Here is a 22,386-nt window from a genome sequence, read left to right as displayed (position 1 = left end):
TTGATGAGGGAATACTTGGTGCAAATTGACGTAGAAGTTACCAATCTTGACTTAAGTATGTGATTTAGATCAAACAATTGTGATTGTCTTGGGGTACAAAATTTGCGCGCTTTAACATAAGCGGTGCGCTTGGTTGCATTTGTTTGGTTATTGAAAGGGAGGTAAAGATTTCTAGGGTTAGCAAGATGTTAAAATCACAAGTCTACGTGCTAACTTGATGTAAATTAACAAAAACATAGAGATTAGCTTGTTTTTTGAACATTGTTTTTCATGGTTTATCGTTATGGTTCTAGTATTGCTAATGATGATGAATGTTTAATTATTCATGCGCTGTGCGTAAAGATTGTTAAAATTTGTGACAGGCGAGGGTTGTGGGTATAGTCTCGGCCAACTAACAAAATGTGTCTAATTGTTTCAAGAAGACATCAGTTAAGGAGATTTATCGACATGATCACTAATGATGCTGTCATCATGGGTTTGCTAGCCGCAATCCTCGGCGCTGTGTTTATCACAGAAAGCAGTAAAAACCCATTCTGGAAAAAATTCTATTCCGTCGTTCCTGGTCTTTTGCTGTGTTACTTTCTGCCGTCGCTACTCAATACGACTGGTTTGATTGATGGCTCAGCCTCTAACTTGTATTTCGTTGCAAGTCGTTATCTGCTTCCAGGTGCGTTAGTACTACTTATCGTATCTGCTGATCTGAAGAAGATCTTCGGTCTAGGCTCTAAAGCCGTCATCATGTTTTTAACAGGTACCCTTGGTATTATCATTGGCGGCCCAGCGGCGATTATTATTCTAAATTTCGTCAATCCTGACCTTGTCTCTGGTGACGTATGGCGAGGGCTAACCACGGTAGCGGGTTCTTGGATCGGTGGTGGTGCAAACCAAGCGGCGATGAAGGAAGTATTTGGTGTTGGTGACCAGCTGTTCTCCGCAATGATCACTGTTGATGTTATCTGCGCCAACATTTGGATGGCCGTGCTACTTATCATGGCGGGTCGTCAAAAGAAAATGGATGCTTGGCTCAAAGCCGATACAACGTCTATCGACGAACTTAAAGAGACGGTGGCGAAATACGAAGAGGAAAACTCTCGCCCGATCACGACAACAGATATGATGAAAGTCGTCGCGATTGCTTTTGGTTTGACAGGCTTGGCACACTTTGGCGCAGATTTAATTGCACCATGGATTGCAACCAACGCACCTGAGCTTGAAAAGTACAGCCTGACTTCAGGATTCTTCTGGCTAATCGTATTAGTTACGACATTCGCTCTTATCGCTTCAATGTTTAAACCTGCGCGCACCCTAGAGCACGCTGGCGCATCAAAAATCGGTTCGGCATTCATCTATATCCTAGTTGCGACGATTGGTATGCAAATGGATGTGACTGCGATTCTAGATAACCCAGGTTACTTCTTTATCGGTATTACATGGTTAACGATTCATGCACTGCTGATGATTGGTGTCGCGAAGCTTATTAGAGCGCCACTATTCTTTATGGCGGTAGGTAGCCAAGCAAACGTGGGTGGCGCAGCATCGGCTCCAGTTGTAGCGGCAGCATTCCACCCATCACTGGCACCCGTTGGTATTTTGATGGCGGTTCTCGGCTATGCATTGGGTACTTATGGCGCGTATATTTGCGGCATATTGATGCAAAGTGTTGTTGGCTTCTAAAACTAGCTGAATACACTCAAAAGAAAGGCATGGTTTTTACACCATGCCTTTTTTACGCTTTGAACATCTGCTTCAGTTATTCTGTTGCTTGTTGAAGCTTTTGCCGTTTTTTCATGCGCAAAGTTGAGTACACAGAGAAAACAGCTAATACGATGAACGCGAGAGCGATCGGTCTTTCATACAAAAATGACCAGCTGTTATCGTACATCAGCAACGCTTTTCTAAGGTTGGTCTCTGCCATCGGCCCCAAGATTATCGCGAGTAGAATTGGTGACGAAGGTATCTCTAGCTTGCCCAGAACGAAACCAAGGAAACCAAAGCCAATCGCAATGCCTACATCAAACATTGAGTTGTTAATGGCATAAGCACCAACGACGGACAAGAAGATGATGATTGGAATCATGAGTATCTTCGGCACCTCAATGATGCGACAGAAGAAGCGAATACCGATCAACCCGACGATGAGCATGACCAGATTAGCCACTAACATTGAACTGAACACGCCATAAACGACTTCTGGGCTTTGCGCGAACAGCAGAGGACCAGGCGTTAATCCTTGAACAATCAGAGCGCCAAGCAAGACCGCGGCCACCGCGTCTCCCGGAACGCCAAGAGTAAGCAGAGGGACAAGTGAACCGCCTGTCACACCGTTATTGCCAGCTTCTGCGGCAGCAAGCCCGCGTACAGACCCTTTACCGAAATCTTCTGGATTCTTCGACGAGCGCTTCGCTTCGTTGTAGCAAACAAACGCTGAAATATCCGCGCCAGCACCGGGCACTGAACCAATAGAAGTTCCTAATAAGCCGCTTTTGACTGCCGTTGGCATCATCTCTTTGAGATCTTGCTTGCTCATTAGGCTTCGATCGAACTTCGGCTTCGCCATTTTCTTTTCTGACGTAATTTTTTCGATTTGATTGAGCGCTTCGGACAGAGCAAATAAACCAATCAATACAGGAATGACGTTGATACCGCTGTATAGATCCATTACGCCAAAGGTAAACCTAGGGACGCTACTAATAGGGTCTAAACCGACCGTTGAAATAAGAAGTCCAATCGCACCCGCGAGCAGGCCCTTGAGAATATTTTGAGCTGAGACGCTAGCAATGATGGTTAGGCCGAACACAGCCAATGCAAAATATTCAGGAGCGTTAAATCTTAGAGCAAAGTCTGCTAAGAGCGGTGAGATACCGATGAGAACTATGGTACTGATTAAGCCACCAGTAAATGAAGCCACAGCAGAGATACTTAACGCACGCGCAGCTTGCCCCTTAGCAGCGAGAGTATGCCCATCTAGAACGGTTGCTGCAGATGCTGGCGTACCTGGAGTTTTTAGCAAAATAGCTGCAATAGAGCCGCCGTATATTCCGCCGATATAAACACCGATGAGCATTACGAGTGCAGCCGTTGGCTCCATTCCAAAGGTAAAAGGTAGCAAGATGGCCACACCCATGGTGGCTGTTAAGCCGGGTAGGGCACCAAGGATTATGCCCCCAAGGACACCAAACACAAGAACAGGAAGAACGGAGAAACTAAATGCGACCGCTAGGCCATTAACTAAATGTTCAAACATAGCGGTTCCTTAATATAGTAAACCTTCTGGTAAAGCGATGATAAACACCTCACCAAACAGATAGTAAATTCCATAGACGAATGCCCACGCGACGGCATAGTAGAGCGGCTTTTTGACTTTGAATATGACGAGATAGATGGTGAATGCGATAAATGACGCAATGAGATATCCCACTACATTGATTAATAAAGCGTAGCCACCCAAAAATGCGAGACCAAACACCGATAATTTAGTGAAAATTGGCAGCTCTTCTTTAGTGAACTTCTTTTGCATGACATGTTGGATGATCAATAAACCGGATAGAAGAATAATGGCGATGGCGACAACGCTAGGAAAAAATTTGGCATCTACACTCGCATCTTGAAAGCGAGGCTCTGCAAACTGGCTTATGAAATAAAGGCTTAGAGCGCCAAAGATGATCATAAGCGAAGGGAAAATAACATGACGACTTTTCATAAACTCACCTCAACTGCGTGAGAGATGCGGGGGAGAGAAACGCCCCCGCAGGTAATACATACTAGATAATTGAATTAGTTAATAAGTTGACCCAGTGCTTTCGTGTCTTGCTCGACGAACGAGGTAAACTCTTCGGCATTTAGGTTATGAATTGTCATGGCACCTTTTTCCATGAACTCGATAAACTCAGGCGATGCCATTGCTTGGTCGAATGCTTTGCCAAGTGTTTCGATAACCTCATCTGGCGTGTTTTTAGGAGCGCCAATACCACGCCATGTACCTGTTTGCACGTCTACACCTTGCTCTTTAAGCGTTGGAACGTCAGGAATGTAAGCAATGCGCTCTTCAGACATAACACCTAGCGCTTTTAGTTGACCTGAGCGTAGTTGAGCAATGGCTTCTCCCGGCGTAACCATAGTCACATCAGTATGTTTACCAAGAACCGCAGGGATCGCTTCAGAAGCGCCGTTGTAAGGAATGGCATTGAGCTTAATGCCTTGGTCTTTTTCTAACGCCATCAGATAGAAATTAGGCGCTGCTGTTGATGCAAACTTAACCGCGCCATCTTCTTTCTTCGCCTCTGCGATCAGGTCATTAATGGTGTTATATGGGCTGTCTGCTGAAACGAGCACAACCGCTGGGTCAAGGTTAACCATTCGGATTAGTTTGAAATCATCAGCCGTATGCTGCATCAATCCCATTTGTGGAAGAGAGGCAATCTCGCGAGTGACTACCGTTAGTGTATAGCCATCTGCACGCTGCTGAGCACCAAAGCTCATGCCAACCGCACCAGCACCACCTGTACGGTTCATTACCGCAATGTTCTGCCCAAGAACGTCTTTCGCTGAGTTTGCTAGTGTACGACCGACTGCATCGGTACCACCACCTGCACCAAATGGAACAACAAGGCGAATATTCTTAGCTGGGTAGTCGGCAGCGATTACCGACGTCGAGAGGAGAATACCAGCGGTAACAAATAGTTTTTTAAGTAAGTTGCTCATAGTTTTGACCTTAATTATCTAAATTGTTGTGTAGGGGTAGTGCTTTTTATTGATTGATATTCACTAATAGTGAGTTGCTCTATTGCTAACGCGATCCAACTGCTAATTAGCATGTCGTACCATTGTTCAACGCCACTACATGCGACGACGATATCGCCATAAACAAAGGAGCCATAAAATAAGACGTCGCCTTCACGCAGTGAGGAAGGGTGAACAGACTGCTGATGAATATTTGGAGTGTTGTTCCTCCATGCCTGCTGAGCTTTCTTTCTTGCCAACTTATCGAATTCAATCGTCCATTGAGATGGATTTCCTAATGAAGACTCGATCAAAATAGACTCTTCAAAGCTGCCTTCCCAAGGCTTGATGGATGGGTCCATAACGACGATGTGTAGCTCTTTGCGATTCGTACGCTCAAACAATTTTTCAATTGCGGGTTTCACTAATTCGATAGCATCTAATGCGATCTCTTTATTGCTTTTCATAGCACCTCCAATGGCAATGAATTTACTATATTGTAAGACAATAATTGCTCGCCACTTGTCGTCGAACAAAATGATAGAGAGGTCACGTTGGATAGATTTTATTTGCCACTAAGATCAATTTAATTAATTAAAATAGCAATTTAAGTGTGATTTTGAATAGGTTTTTACAATTCAAATAAACTGTTAGTTATTAAAATATATTTGTACTAATAAATTACAAAAATATGACGAAATTACCGCCAAAATATTCCATGTTCTGAACTGTTTATTAGACTGATATTCGTCACTAGCTCTCAAAACCTGCAAGTCGATGATCAGGGGGCTTGCCTTAACTGGTGTGTTTGTGACAATCTTTTGAATAGTTATTCATTTTTAGGCAGGAAGCCCATGAAACCCATAATTAAACCAAGCAATCCTAACTTCTCTTCAGGACCTTGTAGCAAGCGCCCAGGCTATCAACTATCGAATCTCGATACGGCATCTTTGGGGCGTAGCCACCGTTCCTCACTTGGCAAAGCCGTTTTAGCTGAGTCTATCGACAAGACTAAGGCGATTTTAGGCATCCCGGACGACTATCGCGTCGGTATTGTGGCAGGTTCAGATACCGGTGCAATGGAGATGGTGATGTGGTCAATGCTAGGCGTGCGACCTGTTGATGTATTTCATTGGGAGTCGTTCGGTTCTGGTTGGTTAACCGATATCACTAAGCAGCTAAAGTTGGATGAGGTAAATAGCTATCTAGCGGAATACGGCGAGTTGCCGGATCTCTCTCAGGCTAATCCAAGTCATGATGCGGTGTTTACGTGGAACGGTACTACCTCTGGTGTGAAAGTCCCTAACGGTGATTGGATCAGTGATGAGCGTGAAGGACTGACTATTTGTGACGCGACTTCGGCAGTATTTGCAATGGATATGCCTTGGGAGAAGCTGGATGTTGTGACTTACAGCTGGCAGAAAGTACTTGGTGGAGAGGGTGGTCATGGCGTGATTGTTTTAAGTCCAAAAGCGGTTGAGCGTCTAGAAAGTTACACACCATCTTGGCCACTGCCGAAGATCTTCCGAATGACGAAAGGCGGTAAGCTGATCGAAGGCATTTTCAAAGGGGCGACCATTAATACTCCTTCAATGCTGTGTGTAGTGGATTACATAGACGCTCTAGATTGGGTGGATGGTTTAGGCGGGGTCGACGTGGCAATAGAGAAATCTCAAGCGAACTTAGCCGTGTTAACGAACTTTGTTGATTCTCGCGACTGGATTCACTTCTTAGCGAAGAAGCCGGAGCAGCGCTCAAATACCAGTGTGTGCTTAACCTTAGATGCGACGGAAGAGCAGGTTAAAGCCATGATTAAGCTTCTTGATGAAGAGCAAGTTGCGTTTGATATCGGTGCTTATCGTGATGCCCCCGCTGGTTTGAGGATATGGGCGGGAGCGACCGTCGAGGCAACAGACTTAGAAGCATTGTTGCCGTGGCTGGATTGGGCTTACGCAGAAGTCACTAAATAAAGAACAAAGCACCTGCTTATCAGGTGCTTTGTTGTCTCTGGCGCAACATAAAAAAGCCAGCATTGGGACGAATAAAGTGCACTGATGGGTAGAAAAGGATTTTCAACTTAAAGTGGAACCAATAATGAAACAAATAAAAACCTACAACGCGATTGCTAATAAAGGACTCGATAAGTTTTCACGTGATCAATACGAAGTCTCAAGCGAGTTTAGTGCGCCGGATGCAATTCTTCTGAGAAGTCAAAAACTGCATGAAGAACCCATAGCTCCGAGCGTAAAAGCCATCGCTCGCTGTGGAGCTGGGGTGAATAATATTCCGATTCAAGCCTGCACAGAAAATGGCATTGTGGTATTCAACACACCTGGCGCTAATGCGAATGCTGTAAAGGAGTTAGTATTAACAGGGTTGTTACTCTCGGCGCGCGATGTTTTTGGTGGGATGCAGTACTCCCAGTCGCTTACCGAACTTTCTGATGCTGCTGCGATGGACAAACTACTGGAGAAAGAGAAGAAACGCTTCTCAGGATCGGAAATCAAAGGTAAAACGCTGGGCGTTATTGGTCTTGGAGCGATTGGTGCGTCTGTCGCGAATACCGCTATTGACTTGGGTATGGAGGTCATCGGTTTTGACTCGGCGCTCAGTGTTGAGGCAGCATGGCGCCTTTCAAGTCGTATCCAGCGAGCGGAGAACTTGCAGTCGCTAATCAGTAAGTGTGATTTTGTTACGGTTCATGTTCCAGCACTTCCGGCGACCATCGGACTTATCAGCAGTGAACTGCTCGCATCCGCTAAGCCGGGTCTGGTACTACTTAACTTTGCTCGCAAAGAGATTGTCGATACTGACGCCGTGGTAACGGCACTAGAAAATGGTCAAGTAGGCCAGTATGTGACGGATTTTCCAACCCCGTCTTTAATCGGCAGAGAAGGCGTTATTCTCATGCCACACATCGGCGCGTCTACGGCAGAAGCAGAAGAAAACTGCGCGGTGATGGGAGCCATGCAGCTTATAGATTTCCTCGAAAACGGCAATATTACCAACTCGGTTAACTTTCCTCAGATCACATTAGAACGCGCCGAGGGCTACCGAATCACGTTTGCCAACGACAACGTTCCTAAAGTGCTTGGTACGGTTCTTTCTTTACTTGCGGATCTCAATATCAACGTACTTGATATGCTCAACAAGAGTCGGGATGAAGTGGCGTATACAATACTGGATATCGAGCAAGAGCCCAACGCGGAGCTTCTATCTGCAATCAGTGGGGTGGAGCACGTATTCAACGTTAGGGCGCTGTGATTGTCAGTTATTTGCGAGGATTGCTAGCACCTTCGTATAACAATGACTAGGTTGGTGACCCGTTTATTGGGTCACCAGTGAATCATTGGTGACAAAGTCATAAATCGAGTTCTTCCCTAAAGCCTTATACCAGAGTGCGGTAAGTACAAGCGAGTTAGTATTGATGTTGTAAGCCGTATTGGTACCGCCATTTTCGTAGATACCTGTAGGTATACTGCGTGAGCTTAAACTGGAATTAAGCACAGTCTCGGTTAGCGTAGCGGCGAATTCATCTTCAAAGATTACGCTAAGTCCAAACCCCACTTTGTTACTGAAAATCTGAGGGTTTTCAATGGGTTTTCCTCCTGGGCTAACGCTTATCCATGGCTTTCCATAGTAATAGACGTTGTTGTAAGCAAACCAAGGGCTTTTATTCATCGCATCTTCTGCATAGACCTTGAGCTTCCCAGATAAGGCAGACTCACTTTTATGAAGTTCATAAAGAGTGTCTAGCTGATTCCACCAAGCATTCAGATTACCGATTTCAATCGCAAGAAGAACATAAGGATCAGTGGTGAAATAGGGGAGGTTTCGCTGATCGATAAGTAGCTTTTGATTGTCGACTTCTACCGCTTCAATGTGGTTCCAACTGAAACTCTCATCCAAATCATAACCAAACAACACAAAGCCTTGAGCGGCGTATTGTAGGTATCCTAAACGCCCTTCTTGACGATAATACTCTTTACCTTGGTAAAGCTTGGTTCCAAACAAGTTGCCATCTTTTACGGCTTTTTCGATCGACCATCGCTGTAGTATTTTTTCAATGTCTCGGCTTAGGTCCGGAAATCTTTCTTGTGTCACTTTGAGCCAGATAAGTAAACGGCCAATGTCGAGTGCCGACCAGCCATTGCCATTGCTATCGGATTCAGAATAACTGCCTGAAGGTAGGCCAGACTCGGTGCTGTACTCTCTATTGGGTAGGGTGTTTTTGTAGAGAGGAAGTTCGGCGAGTGTATTTAGCGTCAGCGTTAGGGTGTCCTTTGTAACTTCACGCGATGCGAGTTCTAAGTCATAGGCCGCAATGGTTGCTGCGATGCCACTGGCTACATCCCACATCGTGGCGTGATGATAGCCTTGTACCGAATCCCAAAGTCCGGTCTCTGGGTGATAGTTACGATCAAAGTAGTGCTTCGACTTTTTTGCTAATAGCCAGTCATTGCGATCTAACCGCGAGAGGTCGAGGGTTATTTTTTTTGGGGTAACTTCATTTATCGGGAGGACAGACGACGACTCAAATTCGTTGAGAGGTTCGCCATTCGCTTCGACGATGATCGATGGAGCTATCGCTCGGCGCTGAAACTCTATCTCACTTTTTGGGCCAGTTGCCTCTCCTTGAGTCATACCTCGTCCGCCATAAAAACTTGGCGACGCCTCTTCAGAAGCAATCACTTGAACGCTAAGTATACAACCCAGTAGGGGCAACATCACTTTGTGTATACTCACAGTTCGCTTCATCCTTGGTCATTGGCAATCCTAAACTAATGATAATACATGGTTTATGTATTTCGAGAATAATTAATCTGGCTTACATCAAATCTTCGAAAAATCGCAATATTAGGTGTGTATAAAAAACGTACAAATAAATGTCATTCTGCGTTAAGTTTTGCTAAGATGTTGGCGTCAACGGACTGTAATGGGTCAACGGATAGGCAGGGCTTCGAAGTCAATAAGGTGCTCCTATGCGAAATTTCATTCAATCGCTCACCCGTTCAGAGAATATTCTTGTCAGAGATTCTGCATTTAAACTTCATCACTTCTTAGATAAAAGCGTTGCTGATTATCGCCTCGACGATACCCAAAAAGCACGCCTTGAAGACTACCTACATTCAAATGAACTCACCCATACCGATTTTGGCGACCCGTTAAAAGCTCACGGGATTATCGCTTTTTCGTTTGGCGATAGTGAAGATGTGAACAAAGAACTTGCCGATGTTAGTGTGTCACTCATGAAAAACAATGCGTTTCTAGACGCACACTTACAACAAGAAGTTGCGGTACACGCATTAGATAAAGTGACAAACATCAATGTGATTCGAAATGATGACTACCAAACAACAGCGGACGTCGCGAGAGTCGCTTTGGAGCATTCCGTTGGTCGCAATGTCATTGTCGTCGCACAATCTTGGCATGCGAAGCGTTGTATCGAGACCTGCGAACAAGCTGGTTTAAACGTGGTTGGATTAAGGACGGTACAGAGCTTTCCAAAAAATGATCCACAGCCTTGGGTGCGTAATCCAATCAACTGGGTACTAAAAGAAAGTAACCGCTGTTTTGCTACTGGCTACGAGATCAGTAAAGAGCTTCAGCTCGCATAAGCTATGGAGCTCTAACATCTTGTTTTAATGCCGAAATTAAACTCGAATTGTGCGACTTGATTACTATACTTCCTTTTATAACGTTATGACTGGGTTTATAGGTATTGCATGGAACGCATCACTGAGGCTTTTAACGAGACCAAAAGAGAAATATGGGTTGCGGGTTGGTTTAGTTTAGCAATCAATTTTCTGGTTCTTTCTCTGCCAATCTATGGTCTTCAACTCTTTGACCGTGTTTTATCAAGCTACAGTCTCGAGACTATGTTCGCTTTGCTCGCGATTGTACTGTTCTTGGTGACTGCACAGTTCGCTCTTGAGTATATCCGCACTGAGTTGCTTCAGAAGTCTGGGTTGAAGTTAGACTCAAAACTGAGTGGTATTCTTTTAGCTCGAAGTATTGCTCAATCCTCACAAACCAACAGAATTGAGAAGCAAGGTCTGCATGATCTATCTGAGATCAGAAACTTCTTAGTGACACCTTCGACTTCTGCCATCTTCGACATACCCTGGACGCCATTCTTTCTCCTCATACTATTTATGCTCCATCCCTATATCGGCACTGTCGCTCTGATAGGCAGTGTCATCTTCGTGATGTTGGCATTTGTCATGTTGCTTCAATCTCGAAAGCCCAATGAAGAATCTAGCTTGTACTCCAACAGAACCAACATGGAGCTCAATGATTATCTGAGGAATGCTCCAACACTGAATGCAATGGGCATGTCAGACAACATCGGTAAAGTTTGGGAAAAGAAAAGCGAGAAGCTCTTAGCCTATCAATGGGAGGTCAACTCTCGCGCGGGTAAGGTGTTGGCCGTTAGCCGCTACTTTCGAACCATTCTTCAAGTTGCGGTTCTATCTGTTGGGGTGTATCTGGTATTGAACCAACAGCTAGGTACTGGCGCTATTATCGCTGCTTCAATCATTATGGGTCGAGTACTTTCACCTTTTGAACAAGCCGTCGGTGGATGGAAATCATGGTATGTTGCATTCAAGGCATGGCAGCGATTGAACTCAGCTCAGAGTTTGAAAGCGCCAGTGGAAAAAACCAGGCTTCCTCGACCGAAAGGGCATATTCATTTCAAAAACGTGGGCCTTAAGCTTCCCAATGCCAACGAGCCGATATTACAAAACATCAGCTTCAAACTGGGTGGCGGACAATCTCTCGCTATATTAGGTAACTCTGGCTCAGGAAAATCAACACTCGCGAAACTCATCATGGGCATCTATCAACCAAGTGTTGGCATGATAGAAGTCGACGGAGCAGCAGTGAGCCAATGGTCTGAGGTTCAATTTGGCGAGCATGTGGGCTACCTACCTCAGCATGTAGGTCTCTTGGCTGGAACGGTAAGGGATAACATAGCCCGCTTTAGCGATGCCAAAGATGAAGATGTAGTCGCGGCCGCGAAACTCGCGTGTATCCATGAGTTGATAATCTCTCTCCCTGATGGTTATCAGACGTATTGCGGAGAAGGGGGCGTTCAACTCTCGGGCGGACAAATGCAGCGTATAGGACTGGCTCGCGCTATTTTTTCGAACCCTAAGGTGTTGGTGTTAGACGAGCCAAACTCAAACCTCGATCCTGAAGGTGAGGTGGCGCTAGCTATTGTGCTCCAGCATTGCAAAGAAAATGACATTACTGTGGTGATGATAAGTCACCGTCCGGGCTTTATGCGTCAGATGGACTGGGTCATTTTGCTGAAAGACGGCAAGGTGGAAAGAGCAGGCAAGAGCGAGCAGTTCTTGGGCTTAAGTTCAGATGTCGATACCGATAACAAGGCAAGCAAGCCGCAAACACGCAGTGCAGGCTAGGGGGTAGTGATGGTATTCGATACGTCAAAAGTCATTCGCAACGGCATCATTCTTACTCTTGTGACAACCGTGGGTTTTATATGGTGGAGTACGTCGGTAGAGCTCAGTTCGGCGTCTATCGCTCGTGGGGTAGTTGTTGTTGAGTCAAAGCGTAAACAAGTACAGCACCTAGAGGGTGGGTATGTTAAGCAAATCTATGTGAGGGAAGGACAGCATGTCGAGCAAGGGGATGTGCTGGTGGAGCTATCCAACTCGAGAGCGGAAGCAGACTTTCAACGCCTGACCTTAAAATCGATTTCATTGGATTATCAAATTAGACGTCTACGCGCACTACTGGATGAACAGCAGACAGTAGATTGGACTTATGATGATCCGAATTCAACGGTCGATACCGTTGATAAAACCCAAGTGGTTGCCAACATCATTAGTAATGAACAAGTTCAGTTTCAGCAAGCGCTGCTTAAGAATGAGCTTGCGGAAGGTCAGTATTTACAGAAAAAAGCACTACTTGATGAACAAATACGAGGCGGCACTTTTCAACAGCGAGCAGTAAAACGTCAGTTGTCTTTGGTTAAACAAGAAATTGATATGACCAAGGGATTAGTGGACAAAGGATATGTTTCTAAAACTAGGATGTTAGAGCTTCAAAGGGCGTTAGCTCGCATCGATGCCGAACTGGCAGAGGTCACGGCAGAAACCGAGGTGGGAATGCGACAACTAAAAACGCTTGAGCAAACTCATAAAGCGGAGCAGTTAGCGCTTAAGCAAACCTATTCCGCTTCACTTACTGATACTCAAAAAGAGGCACGAGATGTTAGTGAGGCTCTGCGCGCAGCCTCTGACGTACGCTCTCGTGTCACAATCCGAGCTGAGCATGCTGGAACCGTAGTTGGGTTGGGTATTGCGGGTGTTGGTATGGTGGTGAATCCTGGCGACGTCATCATGCAAATTGTTCCGGATAGCGATGAACTTATTGTAGAAGCTCTAGTTCCACCGCAAGACATTGACGTAGTGAGGATTGGGCAGAATGCTAAGGTTAGGTTGACGGCTTACAACATTCGTAAGACGCCACCTGTTGAAGGCGAGGTGACTTACATCGCCGCAGATAGGCTAGGTGATGAGAGTGATGGTAAAACGGCAGGATATACCGTTCAAATCAAGCTAAATGGTGACAGCCTTAAGAACCTAAAGCACATTGAACTGTACCCTGGTATGCAAACAGAGGTCTTCATTGTGCTCGAAGAGCGTACATTATGGGATTACCTGACCGCGCCGCTAAGCGTCAGTTATTATCGCGCGATGAGGGAAGTATAGATGGAATCAGAGACGTTTTTTTGGCTTATGTTCTACGCGTCATTTTTAGTGGCGACCAGCATAGTCGGAGCATTAAAAGGGCGCTTTATAGCGGGTGTGCTATTGGGTTATGTATTAGGTCCTATTGGGTTAGTTGTCATGCTATTTAGTAAGGACAAACGGATGCTACCGTGTCCTCATTGTGGACAGAAGACTCACCGCCATTCGTACCACTGCCAAGTCTGCCACGAGAAGGTATATGGTTGTTTGAACTAGACTCAGCGAAATACTACCCTCTCTTGAGAATGCCCTCGTAAACGAGGGCATTTTTTTGGATAGTAATCCTTAGTGAAAGTGAAAAAAAGCCCTCCAATAGGAGGGCAAACAGTCAAGAAAACAAGGAAAGGAATTAAGCAATATCAGATGGGAAGTTAATGCTGTCTTGGTCTAGGTCACTCCAGATAGTGACTTCTTTGCCATCTGCACTTTCAAGTTTGTAACCATATAGATTTGAGGTATCAAGGTTTTGAGCTTCGTAGGCATCTTTAAGACCTTGGTCCATTTCGGCGACTGTGCTCTTAAGCTCCCATCCCCAACCAGTAAGGTCGATAGAGTTAGCGCCTGTACACACAAACTGACCGTTTGCTTCGCCTGCTGTGTCGTTAACAACAATCTTGTCTAGAGAAATTGAGATATCAGTGTCAGTAGAGTTCACTTTGACCCCCTCAATCTCTTGGAAAGCAGTCTTTGACATGTCGATGGTTTGTCCATCACCATCATTGCCGACTACCAGTACGTCGAAGCCTTCACCACCGCTGAAGTAGACAGAGTTAGCGTCACCAGAAGTCAACTCTTCGCTGTCAAAGATTAAGGTGTCATCACCGCTACCCGCAAATAGTTGGTCGAGACCAGAACCACCATCAAGAGAGTCATTACCTTCTTGACCAAAGACCAAGTCATCACCAGAACCGCCACGAAGCGTGTCGTTACCTACACCGCCGTCGACGAAGTCGTTGCTGCTACCGCCGTCTAGAGTATCGTCACCTTCTTTACCAGATAGGTTATCAGCACCTGAGCCACCATACATTTTATCGTTACCCAGCTCACCGTACATTTGGTCATCGCCTGACTGACCGTACATGGTGTCGTTGCCGTCTTGACCAAATAAGGTGTCATTACCAGAACCACCTTCAAGTCGGTCGTTACCCTCGCCGCCAAACAGCTGGTCAACACCGGCATCACCTTTCAGCTTATCATTACCTTCGCCACCTGTTAGTTGGTCGTCACCGTCGCCGCCAAACAGTTGGTCATTGCCCGTACCACCGTCAAGGGTGTCGTTATCGCCATAGCCATACAGTTTGTCATCGCCATCGTTGCCCTCAAGGACATCATGACCAGCTCCGGCGTTTAGAGTATCGTTACCATCGCCACCGTATAATTTATCGTGTCCATCACCAGAGGTTAGGGCGTCGTTACCTTCACCACCGAATAGTTGGTCGTCGCCAGCACCCGACGCAATAGCATCGTTGCCTTCATCACCGTAAAGCGCGTTATTACCACCAGAAGAAGTGATAGTATCGTTGCCGAGACCGCCGCGAATGGTATCGTGACCTGCACCAGACTCGATGGTATCTTCGCCTTCGCCACCATCTATCGTGTTGTTGCCAGAAAGTGCTGTGATGCTGTCGTCGCCTTCATCGCCAGACAGGGTACTGTTGCCTGCTTCAGCTATGATCTCATCATTACCCAGACCGCCTGATACAGTATCGTTGCCTTCACCAGTCTTGATGTAGTCAGCGCCTTCACCACCCACAATTGAGTCGTTGCCTGTGCCACCAAACAGAATGTCATCACCGGCACCACCGTCAATCGCATTGTTACCGGATTCGCCAAAGAGTTGGTCAACGCCCTCACCACCAATTAAGGTGTCGTCACCAGCGCCAGCGTAAACAAAGTCGTCACCAGCACCGCCATCAAGGGTATCTTTGCCTGCACCACCAAGTAGTACATCGGTATCTTCTCCGCCGAACAACTGGTCGTTACCATCGCCACCATCTAGCGTGTCTTCACCTGCGCCTCCAGATAGAACATCGGCACCGCCACCACCGGATAGGTTATCGTTACCAAGACCACCGATGGCATTGTCGCTACCCGAACCACCGAATAGGGTATCATCACCTTCGCCAAGGTCGATGGTATTGTTGCCTGCTTCACCATAGACAGTGTCGTTACCCGTTCCCGCATTGACAGTATCTTTGCCATCACCCGCGAAAAGTGTATCGTCACCTGCACCACCAGTGATTGTGTCATCATCATCGCCGCCGTATAGAGTGTCAGAGGCATCACTACCGATGAGTGTGTCATTACCAGAGCCACCGAAGATGTTGTGCGAGCCAGTTGAGGCTGCAGTTAGTGTGTCGTTACCCGCTTCACCAAGTAGGGTATCTTGACCATCATCGGTCATGGTGTCATCGCCGGCACCGCCTGCTAGGAAGTCGTAACCTTCACCACCGACCAGTACGTCGTTACCTGCACCACCAAAGATAGCGTCGTTACCATCTTCACCATACAGTTCGTCATTACCGTCACCACCATCGATATGGTCATCGCCGATACCTGCTTTGACAACATCATCCCCTTTATCTGCGAATACTGCATCATTACCGTCACCAGTATTAACCGTGTCGGTACCGATACCACCATAGACAGCATCATTACCTAAACCCGTATTGATGGTGTTATCGCCAGCTTCACCAAATACGGTGTCATTACCTTCGCCGGTCTCTACCGTATCTGTGCCAGAGCCCGCAAATATGGTGTCATCGCCTTTGCCTGAGATGAGAGTGTCGTTATCCGCGCCACCTGCAAGTACGTCATTTTCATCTGAGCCAGTTAGCGTATCATTACCTGAGCCGCCAAATAGCTCGCTTCCATTCAGGCCAGCGACTAGCGTGTCGTCACCACCTTCACCGAACAGTTTGTTATTGCCTTCTTGCCCTAGAACTGTATCGTTTCCGCCACCAGCGAAAATCGCATCATTGCCTAAACCTGCCTCGATGGTGTCGTCACCGCCGCCTGCGAACACTTCGTCATCTCCAGTACCCGCGATAATATTGTCATTGCCAGCACCTGCGTATAGCTTGTCGTTTCCTTCGCCACCGTCAATTTGGTTGTTACCATCACCAGCGTAAATGGTATCGCTGCCCTGACCAGCGTTTACTACATCATCTCCACTGTCTGCGTAGACAGTATCGTCACCTGTTCCAGTGTCGATTTGGTTTTGACCGCCTCCAGCAAAGATAGTGTCGTTGTCAGCGCCAGAGTTAATAACGTCGTCGCCCGCTTCGGTGTAGATAGTGTCAACACCGTCACCAGAATCAATAACATTGTTACCGCTTTGACCAAATACTAGGTCATCACCTTGACCAGTAGTGATTACATCGTCGCCTTCACCAGCGTACACTTGGTCGTTACCTGCGCCTGTATCGATAATGTCGGCACCTTGGTTTGAGTGAATAATGTCGTCACCTTCGCCACCAGTCATAGTGTCGACACCTTCGCCACCGTACAGTTCGTCATTACCAGCACCACCGACAAGGACATCGTTACCAGCGTCACCAATCAGTACATCGTTGCCTTCACCACCAACGAGTTGGTCGTTACCGTACTCACCGACAAGCACGTCATCCCCAGCATCACCCTGCATGACGTCGTCGCCGTCACCACCTAGGAGAAGGTCATTATCATCGCCACCATGGATTGTATCGTTACCAGAACCACCCATCGCGAAGTCTGCACCCGCACCACCCACGATGGTATCGGCACCTTCTTCACCTTGGAGTTCATCCGCGCCTTCACCACCTTCCAGGTAATCATCTCCTTTACCGCCGAATACTTTGTCGTCGCCAGCGTCGCCATATAGAGTATCTGTACCGTCATCACCGATAACGATATCGTTACCTTCGCCGCCATAGATAACATCATCACCGAGTTCACCTAGAAGGGTGTCGTTGCCTGCGTCGCCTTTGAGCGTGTCGTTACCGTCGCTACCTAGCAGCGTGTCGTTACCTTCGCCACCAGAAAGGAAGTCGTTTCCGTTACCGCCAACTAGAACGTCGTCACCTTCTTCACCGAAAAGGCGGTCGTCGTTGATGTCACCATCCAGGAAGTCGTTACCTGTACCACCAAAGATGGTGTCATCACCCTGTTGGCCTTTGAGGATATCGTCACCCGCACCGCCGTAGATTTGGTCATTGAAGATGTTGTGAACCTGAATGTCGACAGTGTTGATGTCGGATACCGGAGCGCCACTGGTGTCTTCTAGAGAGAAGAAGAGAGGAGCATCGCCTGATACTTGCTCGTCTGTGAACTCAAAATCGACAGAGATGTCGCCATTCTCATCTACGATAGCCTCTTGGGTATGAACGACAGCGCCTGACTCGTCTTTGATGGTGACAATGACTTTGTCGTAGCTGCCATCAACGTTGAAGTTAGCAGTAAGATTGCAGGTTTGATCGATGATGTAATTGCCTAATCGAACACCGTGAGCATCGACATTAGTGTCTGAACCCGCTTCACCGCTTGAATATGTGTAGACTGACGTACTTGTACCCCAGTTGTCGTTGTTGCTATCACCGTTAGATTGGTTTGCATTGTTGTCGTTGTCATATTCGACGTCGCCAAGAACAACGTCTGCGCCGTCACCTGCTTGAATGTGGTCAGAACCTTCACCACCCGCAACGAAGTCATCGCCTTGTTTCGCATGTATCTCGTCGTTACCAGCCTTTGCGTTTACGTTATCAGCTTGCTCTGTGCCTGTTATTAGGTCGTCGTGTTTAGTTCCTTCCATGGTGTCCTCTCTTAAGCCATGTTTTACTAGCAGCGTTAGTTAGTGATTTAGGAGGTTTTGACAACTTTTCAACAAAACCAAGTTGCATAGACAAGAGCAGGATGTGTGCCAATTAGGAGTGCTGATTTTAAGGGATTGAATTTAATGAATTTATTGATTTGGAGGATGGTTAATTGTTATTTCTATAAATAACTTTCTTATTTTGAGAATAAATTTGAATTAGTCGCGAATATCATTTTGATTAAAATGCGAATGAGTATGCGATCATAATAGAGCCATCGAGAAAACGTCCCGTATTTTCACCTGCATTGCTTGGGTTCCAGCGATTTCCGGAATAATTATTATATTGCAAAGTAATGGTACCGGGACGCCAATCAAAATAACCAAAACCATAGGTATAATCAGGGTTCCAAGGTTGTTGCTGGGACTTGTCAAAATAGTAGAATGCGGTCGCGTTTACGTACCAATTACCCCAAATTGCGTATTTGCAACCTAGCGATGCAGTTCTATGGTGCGCTTTATAACTACTAGATTCCAAATCAAAATAAGAAGGTGTCCAGTTGTAGTCCACTTGACAGCCAATACTTCCATCTTCGGTCAGTCGGGTCCATTCGAGAAGCTTTCCTGTAATAGGGAACTTCCACCCAAGAGAAACCGTGCCCTCATCAAATTGGGTTCTCGAGCCCCCCGGCTCTGGGTTAAATCGGTTACCCCCATAGTTCGAATAGATGAGACTAAAAGTATATGGACGCCAATCACTGTAACCGAAAACGTAGGTAAAATCGGGGTTCCAAGGCTGCTGTTGGTCTTTGTCGAAGTAATAGTAGAGTGTGCCTGAAGCGAACCAGTTACCTAAAAGCACATACTTGAGAGAGAGGTTAGCGGTGTAATTCACATTAGAAGGACCATTAACCGCGCCTGACGGTAAGTTAGCAGCCGGTGTTTGGATTAGTGGTAGATTCAAAGAAAAGTTGCCACTCAGACCTGAAAGGCCCTCTCTCTCTTTTAATTCGCCAAAGGGTAGGTCAAATGAACTTTCAACACCCCTCCAAATTAAATCAAGCTCTGTTTCTTCTTCCTCTTTTATATCGTGGCTATTACCAGTGGTAATGTTGGGAGAGCTAGGTTGAGGTGCATGTTGCCTTGTATTCGACAGGTACTCATCTGCATGAGTTGATGATGAAAGTAGTACTAACAACAGCGGAATATTAAGACTTACTTTCATAGAGTTGAGCATCCTTGCATTCACCCCTTGGGAATCTTATTAACTATAGAACGTCGCTAAGGTGAAGAAAACCAATAATTTTTTTGTTTTTTCGTTCATAGATTCTATTCTAGTAAATAGTTGCTCCAAAGATGAGACGATTTCTCAAAAATGATACAGCCGACACCTAACTCGCAAAATGAAACGCAAGAGATCTTACTCGTTGAGGATAACAAAACGACGCGTATTCTCATGAGTTCGCTATTGAAAAAGCGCGGTTACAAGGTAACGGTCGCTGAACATGGCCAAGAGGCTTTAGACGTTTTAAACGAAAGTGAAAATATTCAGTTTGTTTTGAGTGACTGGGTGATGCCAGAAATGGATGGTGTAGAGCTATGTAAAGCGCTCAAGTCCAATGACTACAACCGCTATATCTTTTTTGTGCTCCTATCTTCTCAAGACGACAAAGATTCTATTGTCTGTGGAATCGATGCGGGTGCTGATGATTTCGTTGCTAAAAACACTCCCATTGATGAGTTAGATGCGCGTATCAGGGCAGGATTTAGAAATCTCCAGCTTCATAACGAACTGCTCATGAAGAATCAGGCGCTTGACAGTGCATACGCAACAATGCGTCAAGACCTCGATTATGCGGGAGAATTTATAAGGCAGTTGCTGCCCACGAAAAAAGTGTTTGAGAAAGTGGCAATGGACTATACCTCCATTCCGAGTGCTCAAATTGGGGGGGACATACTTGGGTATTTTGAACTTGATGAAAACCACCTTGGTTTCTATTTACTCGATGTGTCAGGGCATGGAGTTTCGTCTGCCTTATTGTCGTTTTCAGTCCAGCAAACCTTGTCTGTGGTGAATGGAGCCAATTCGGTTGTCTTTAAAGATACTCCAAATGGTCGAGAGATTCGTTCTGCAGATGAAGTTGTTACCAAGCTCAATGAGATTTATAGCCAAGATGACTCGAATACGCTCTATTTCACCATGGTCTACGCCGTTCTAAATCGAAAGACGGGAGAAATGAATTATTGCGTGGCAGGTCATCCACCCATTATTTGGTATCAGCATGAAAGCGAGTCAACACAGTTTTTGGGGGACGAGAATTTTGTTGTGGGTATGTTTGATTTCGCCGATTACAAACAAGACTCGATTACTCTCGGACCTAATGATGAGATATGGCTTTATACCGACGGCATTACCGAAGCCAGATATGAAGACGATTTTTATACCGAAGAAAGGTTGAAACTGTTAATTGATAACAGTCGCGATCTTGAATTAGAAGATAAACCAGACGCTGTCGTTTCAGCGGTCAGGAAGTGGCAGCATAATGATGAGTTTGACGATGATATCAGTATGTTGGTCTGCAAATGGACACCGAACCAATAGGAAGGCGATATGAAGTATGAAGTAAAGAACAACGACTTATTTACCGTTGTTGAAGTTCAAGAAGCGAGATTCGATGCGAAGCTGGCTCCGATGTTCCGTCAGTCGATTGAAGATATCCAAGTTGATATTAAACCCAATCTGCTTCTCGACTTATCGTCGGTAACGTTTATGGATAGTAGCGGTCTGGGAGCCGTAATGGCGGTTTATAAACTGCTACGAGATCGTCAAATAGCGATTGTCGGTGCACGCCAACCAGTAAGAGAGTTGCTCAAACTGACTCGAATGGATCGCTTGGTTAAAACCTTCGATACGGTTGAAGATGCGATGACAGCGTCAGCTTAACAAACAAGAAAGGCTAGGGAGGACAGCGATGAAGGGAATGATATTAGCAGCAGGTAAAGGGACACGAGTTCGTCCAATTACACAGCAAATACCCAAACCTATGATTCCAATACTAGGTAAGCCGGTAATGGAGTCCATGATTGAGCTGTTCGCCCAGCATAACATTACCAAAATTGTCATTAATACCAGTCACTTGTCTGAGGTGATTGAAGGCTATTTTGGAGATGGTCATCACTTTGATGTTCAGTTGTCGTATTCCTGTGAAGGTGAACTGAAGGATGGCAAGTTTGAAAGTCAAGCGCTTGGCTCTGCTGGTGGGATGAAAAAGATCCAAGAGTTCTCGGGCTTTTTTGATGAGACCTTTGTTGTTGTCTGCGGCGATGCCTGGATCGATCTTGACCTCAAAGAGGCGGTACGCAAGCACAAAAAAAATGGTGGTATTGCGACCATTATAACCAAGCAGGTGTTGGATGATGAGGTCGAGAAATATGGCGTTGTGGTCACTGGCGACAAAGGCATCGTTCGTAGTTTCCAAGAAAAGCCGTCCAAAGAAGAAGCCCTGTCTAATCAGGCAAATACAGGTATTTATATCTTTGAGCCTGCAATCTTCGACTATATTCCAGTTGACCAAGAGTTTGATATCGGTAGCGAGTTATTCCCTAAGTTGGTGGAGCAACATGTTCCTTTTTACGCCGTGGACATGAACTTTCAATGGCTCGATGTCGGTAACATTAAGGATATATGGGGGGTAACGGAAGATGTCCTAAATGGCAAGGTACCAGGTTATCGAGTCCCTGGGACACAGATCAAAGCAGGCGTTTGGCTTGGGATCAATACCAGTATCGATTTGAAAAATTGCACGATTGTTCCACCTGTTGTTATCGGTAGTGGCTGTCACATAGAGGATGGCGCAACCATAGTTGGTCCCGCTCTTGTCGGTGCCAACTGCCATGTTGAATCGGGTGCAACGGTTAAGCATTCGCTTATCTTTGATTACACCAAGATCCTCAAAGATGTTGAAGTCTCCGAGCAAACCATTTTCGGTGACTTTAGTATCGGTCACGATGGTAATACCGAATCTTCAGATACGTGGATAAACCTAAAACCGCATCCTGCACTCAATCGTTTATCCGATGCGATCAATAAAATGTGAG

At 46.0% G+C, this 22,386-nt stretch carries 17 protein-coding genes; 10 read left to right on the top strand and 7 right to left on the bottom strand.

Annotation, left to right across the window (positions count from 1 at the left end; all coding sequences use genetic code 11):
• Positions 1–447: 447 nt before the first annotated feature.
• Positions 448–1,674 carry a DUF819 family protein gene (locus tag J4N45_RS09275; RefSeq protein ID WP_252011072.1) on the top strand — a complete coding sequence of 409 codons (1,227 nt, stop codon included), beginning with the start codon at positions 448–450 and terminating at the stop codon, positions 1,672–1,674.
• 76 nt (positions 1,675–1,750) lie between these two features.
• On the opposite strand, the gene J4N45_RS09270 is transcribed toward J4N45_RS09275, so the two are convergent.
• From J4N45_RS09270 to J4N45_RS09255, 4 genes are all read right to left on the bottom strand, one after another.
• On the bottom strand, positions 1,751–3,244 hold the full coding sequence (locus J4N45_RS09270; protein WP_252011070.1) for a tripartite tricarboxylate transporter permease: 1,494 nt from the start codon (positions 3,242–3,244) through the stop codon (positions 1,751–1,753).
• A gap of 9 nt (positions 3,245–3,253) precedes the next feature.
• Entirely contained in the window at positions 3,254–3,700 is a 447-nt protein-coding gene (locus tag J4N45_RS09265) for a tripartite tricarboxylate transporter TctB family protein (RefSeq protein ID WP_252011068.1), read from the bottom strand.
• 74 nt (positions 3,701–3,774) lie between these two features.
• Positions 3,775–4,701, bottom strand: a complete 927-nt coding sequence (locus J4N45_RS09260) for a tripartite tricarboxylate transporter substrate binding protein (protein WP_234495850.1) — start codon at positions 4,699–4,701, stop codon at positions 3,775–3,777.
• A gap of 14 nt (positions 4,702–4,715) precedes the next feature.
• Complete coding sequence (locus tag J4N45_RS09255) at positions 4,716–5,186, bottom strand: hypothetical protein (protein WP_252011066.1); 471 nt, start codon at positions 5,184–5,186, stop codon at positions 4,716–4,718.
• A 387-nt stretch (positions 5,187–5,573) separates the two neighbouring features.
• Between J4N45_RS09255 and J4N45_RS09250 the strand changes: the two genes are divergently transcribed.
• Complete coding sequence (locus tag J4N45_RS09250; protein WP_252011064.1) at positions 5,574–6,689, top strand: phosphoserine transaminase; 1,116 nt, start codon at positions 5,574–5,576, stop codon at positions 6,687–6,689.
• A 124-nt stretch (positions 6,690–6,813) separates the two neighbouring features.
• Complete coding sequence (locus tag J4N45_RS09245) at positions 6,814–7,983, top strand: phosphoglycerate dehydrogenase (RefSeq protein ID WP_252011062.1); 1,170 nt, start codon at positions 6,814–6,816, stop codon at positions 7,981–7,983.
• Positions 7,984–8,046: 63 nt separating this feature from the next.
• On the opposite strand, the gene J4N45_RS09240 is transcribed toward J4N45_RS09245, so the two are convergent.
• Positions 8,047–9,465, bottom strand: a complete 1,419-nt coding sequence (locus J4N45_RS09240; RefSeq protein WP_252011060.1) for a DUF3131 domain-containing protein — start codon at positions 9,463–9,465, stop codon at positions 8,047–8,049.
• 236 nt (positions 9,466–9,701) lie between these two features.
• Here J4N45_RS09240 and J4N45_RS09235 point away from each other — a divergent pair, with 236 nt between their 5' ends.
• The 4 genes from J4N45_RS09235 (at position 9,702) to J4N45_RS09220 (ending at position 13,715) form a co-directional block, all read left to right on the top strand.
• Positions 9,702–10,337 carry an ElyC/SanA/YdcF family protein gene (locus J4N45_RS09235; RefSeq protein ID WP_252011058.1) on the top strand — a complete coding sequence of 212 codons (636 nt, stop codon included), beginning with the start codon at positions 9,702–9,704 and terminating at the stop codon, positions 10,335–10,337.
• A gap of 108 nt (positions 10,338–10,445) precedes the next feature.
• On the top strand, positions 10,446–12,146 hold the full coding sequence (locus tag J4N45_RS09230; RefSeq protein WP_252011056.1) for a type I secretion system permease/ATPase: 1,701 nt from the start codon (positions 10,446–10,448) through the stop codon (positions 12,144–12,146).
• A gap of 9 nt (positions 12,147–12,155) precedes the next feature.
• Entirely contained in the window at positions 12,156–13,460 is a 1,305-nt protein-coding gene (locus tag J4N45_RS09225; protein WP_252011055.1) for an HlyD family type I secretion periplasmic adaptor subunit, read from the top strand.
• Positions 13,461–13,715 (top strand): hypothetical protein, encoded by a 255-nt coding sequence (locus J4N45_RS09220; protein WP_252011053.1) that lies wholly within the window; start codon positions 13,461–13,463, stop codon positions 13,713–13,715. It abuts the gene before it with no gap.
• A gap of 133 nt (positions 13,716–13,848) precedes the next feature.
• Here the strand turns inward: J4N45_RS09220 and J4N45_RS09215 are convergent, their stop codons facing one another.
• Together J4N45_RS09215 and J4N45_RS09210 are read right to left on the bottom strand one after the other, a co-directional pair.
• The gene (locus J4N45_RS09215; RefSeq protein WP_252011052.1) at positions 13,849–18,288 is read right to left on the bottom strand and encodes a beta strand repeat-containing protein; all 4,440 of its coding nucleotides are present in this window, start codon (positions 18,286–18,288) and stop codon (positions 13,849–13,851) included.
• Between the two features lie 241 nt (positions 18,289–18,529).
• Positions 18,530–19,513, bottom strand: a complete 984-nt coding sequence (locus tag J4N45_RS09210) for a hypothetical protein (RefSeq protein ID WP_252011051.1) — start codon at positions 19,511–19,513, stop codon at positions 18,530–18,532.
• 150 nt (positions 19,514–19,663) lie between these two features.
• Here J4N45_RS09210 and J4N45_RS09205 point away from each other — a divergent pair, with 150 nt between their 5' ends.
• The 3 genes from J4N45_RS09205 to J4N45_RS09195 are packed head-to-tail and all read left to right on the top strand — an operon-like array spanning position 19,664 to position 22,385.
• Entirely contained in the window at positions 19,664–20,890 is a 1,227-nt protein-coding gene (locus J4N45_RS09205) for a fused response regulator/phosphatase (RefSeq protein ID WP_252011049.1), read from the top strand.
• Positions 20,891–20,899: 9 nt separating this feature from the next.
• A complete protein-coding gene (locus J4N45_RS09200; protein ID WP_234495860.1) occupies positions 20,900–21,232 on the top strand; it encodes an STAS domain-containing protein in 333 nt (110 codons plus the stop codon).
• Between the two features lie 28 nt (positions 21,233–21,260).
• Positions 21,261–22,385, top strand: coding sequence for a nucleotidyltransferase family protein (locus J4N45_RS09195; protein WP_252011047.1), 1,125 nt, complete (start codon positions 21,261–21,263; stop codon positions 22,383–22,385).
• Position 22,386: the final 1 nt, after the last annotated feature.

Origin of the sequence: Vibrio sp. SCSIO 43140, assembly GCF_023716585.1 — a bacterium.
GTDB lineage: Bacteria > Pseudomonadota > Gammaproteobacteria > Enterobacterales > Vibrionaceae > Vibrio > Vibrio maritimus_B.
Note: the sequence above shows the minus strand (reverse complement) of the source record. Positions and strands in the feature narration are given on the sequence as shown.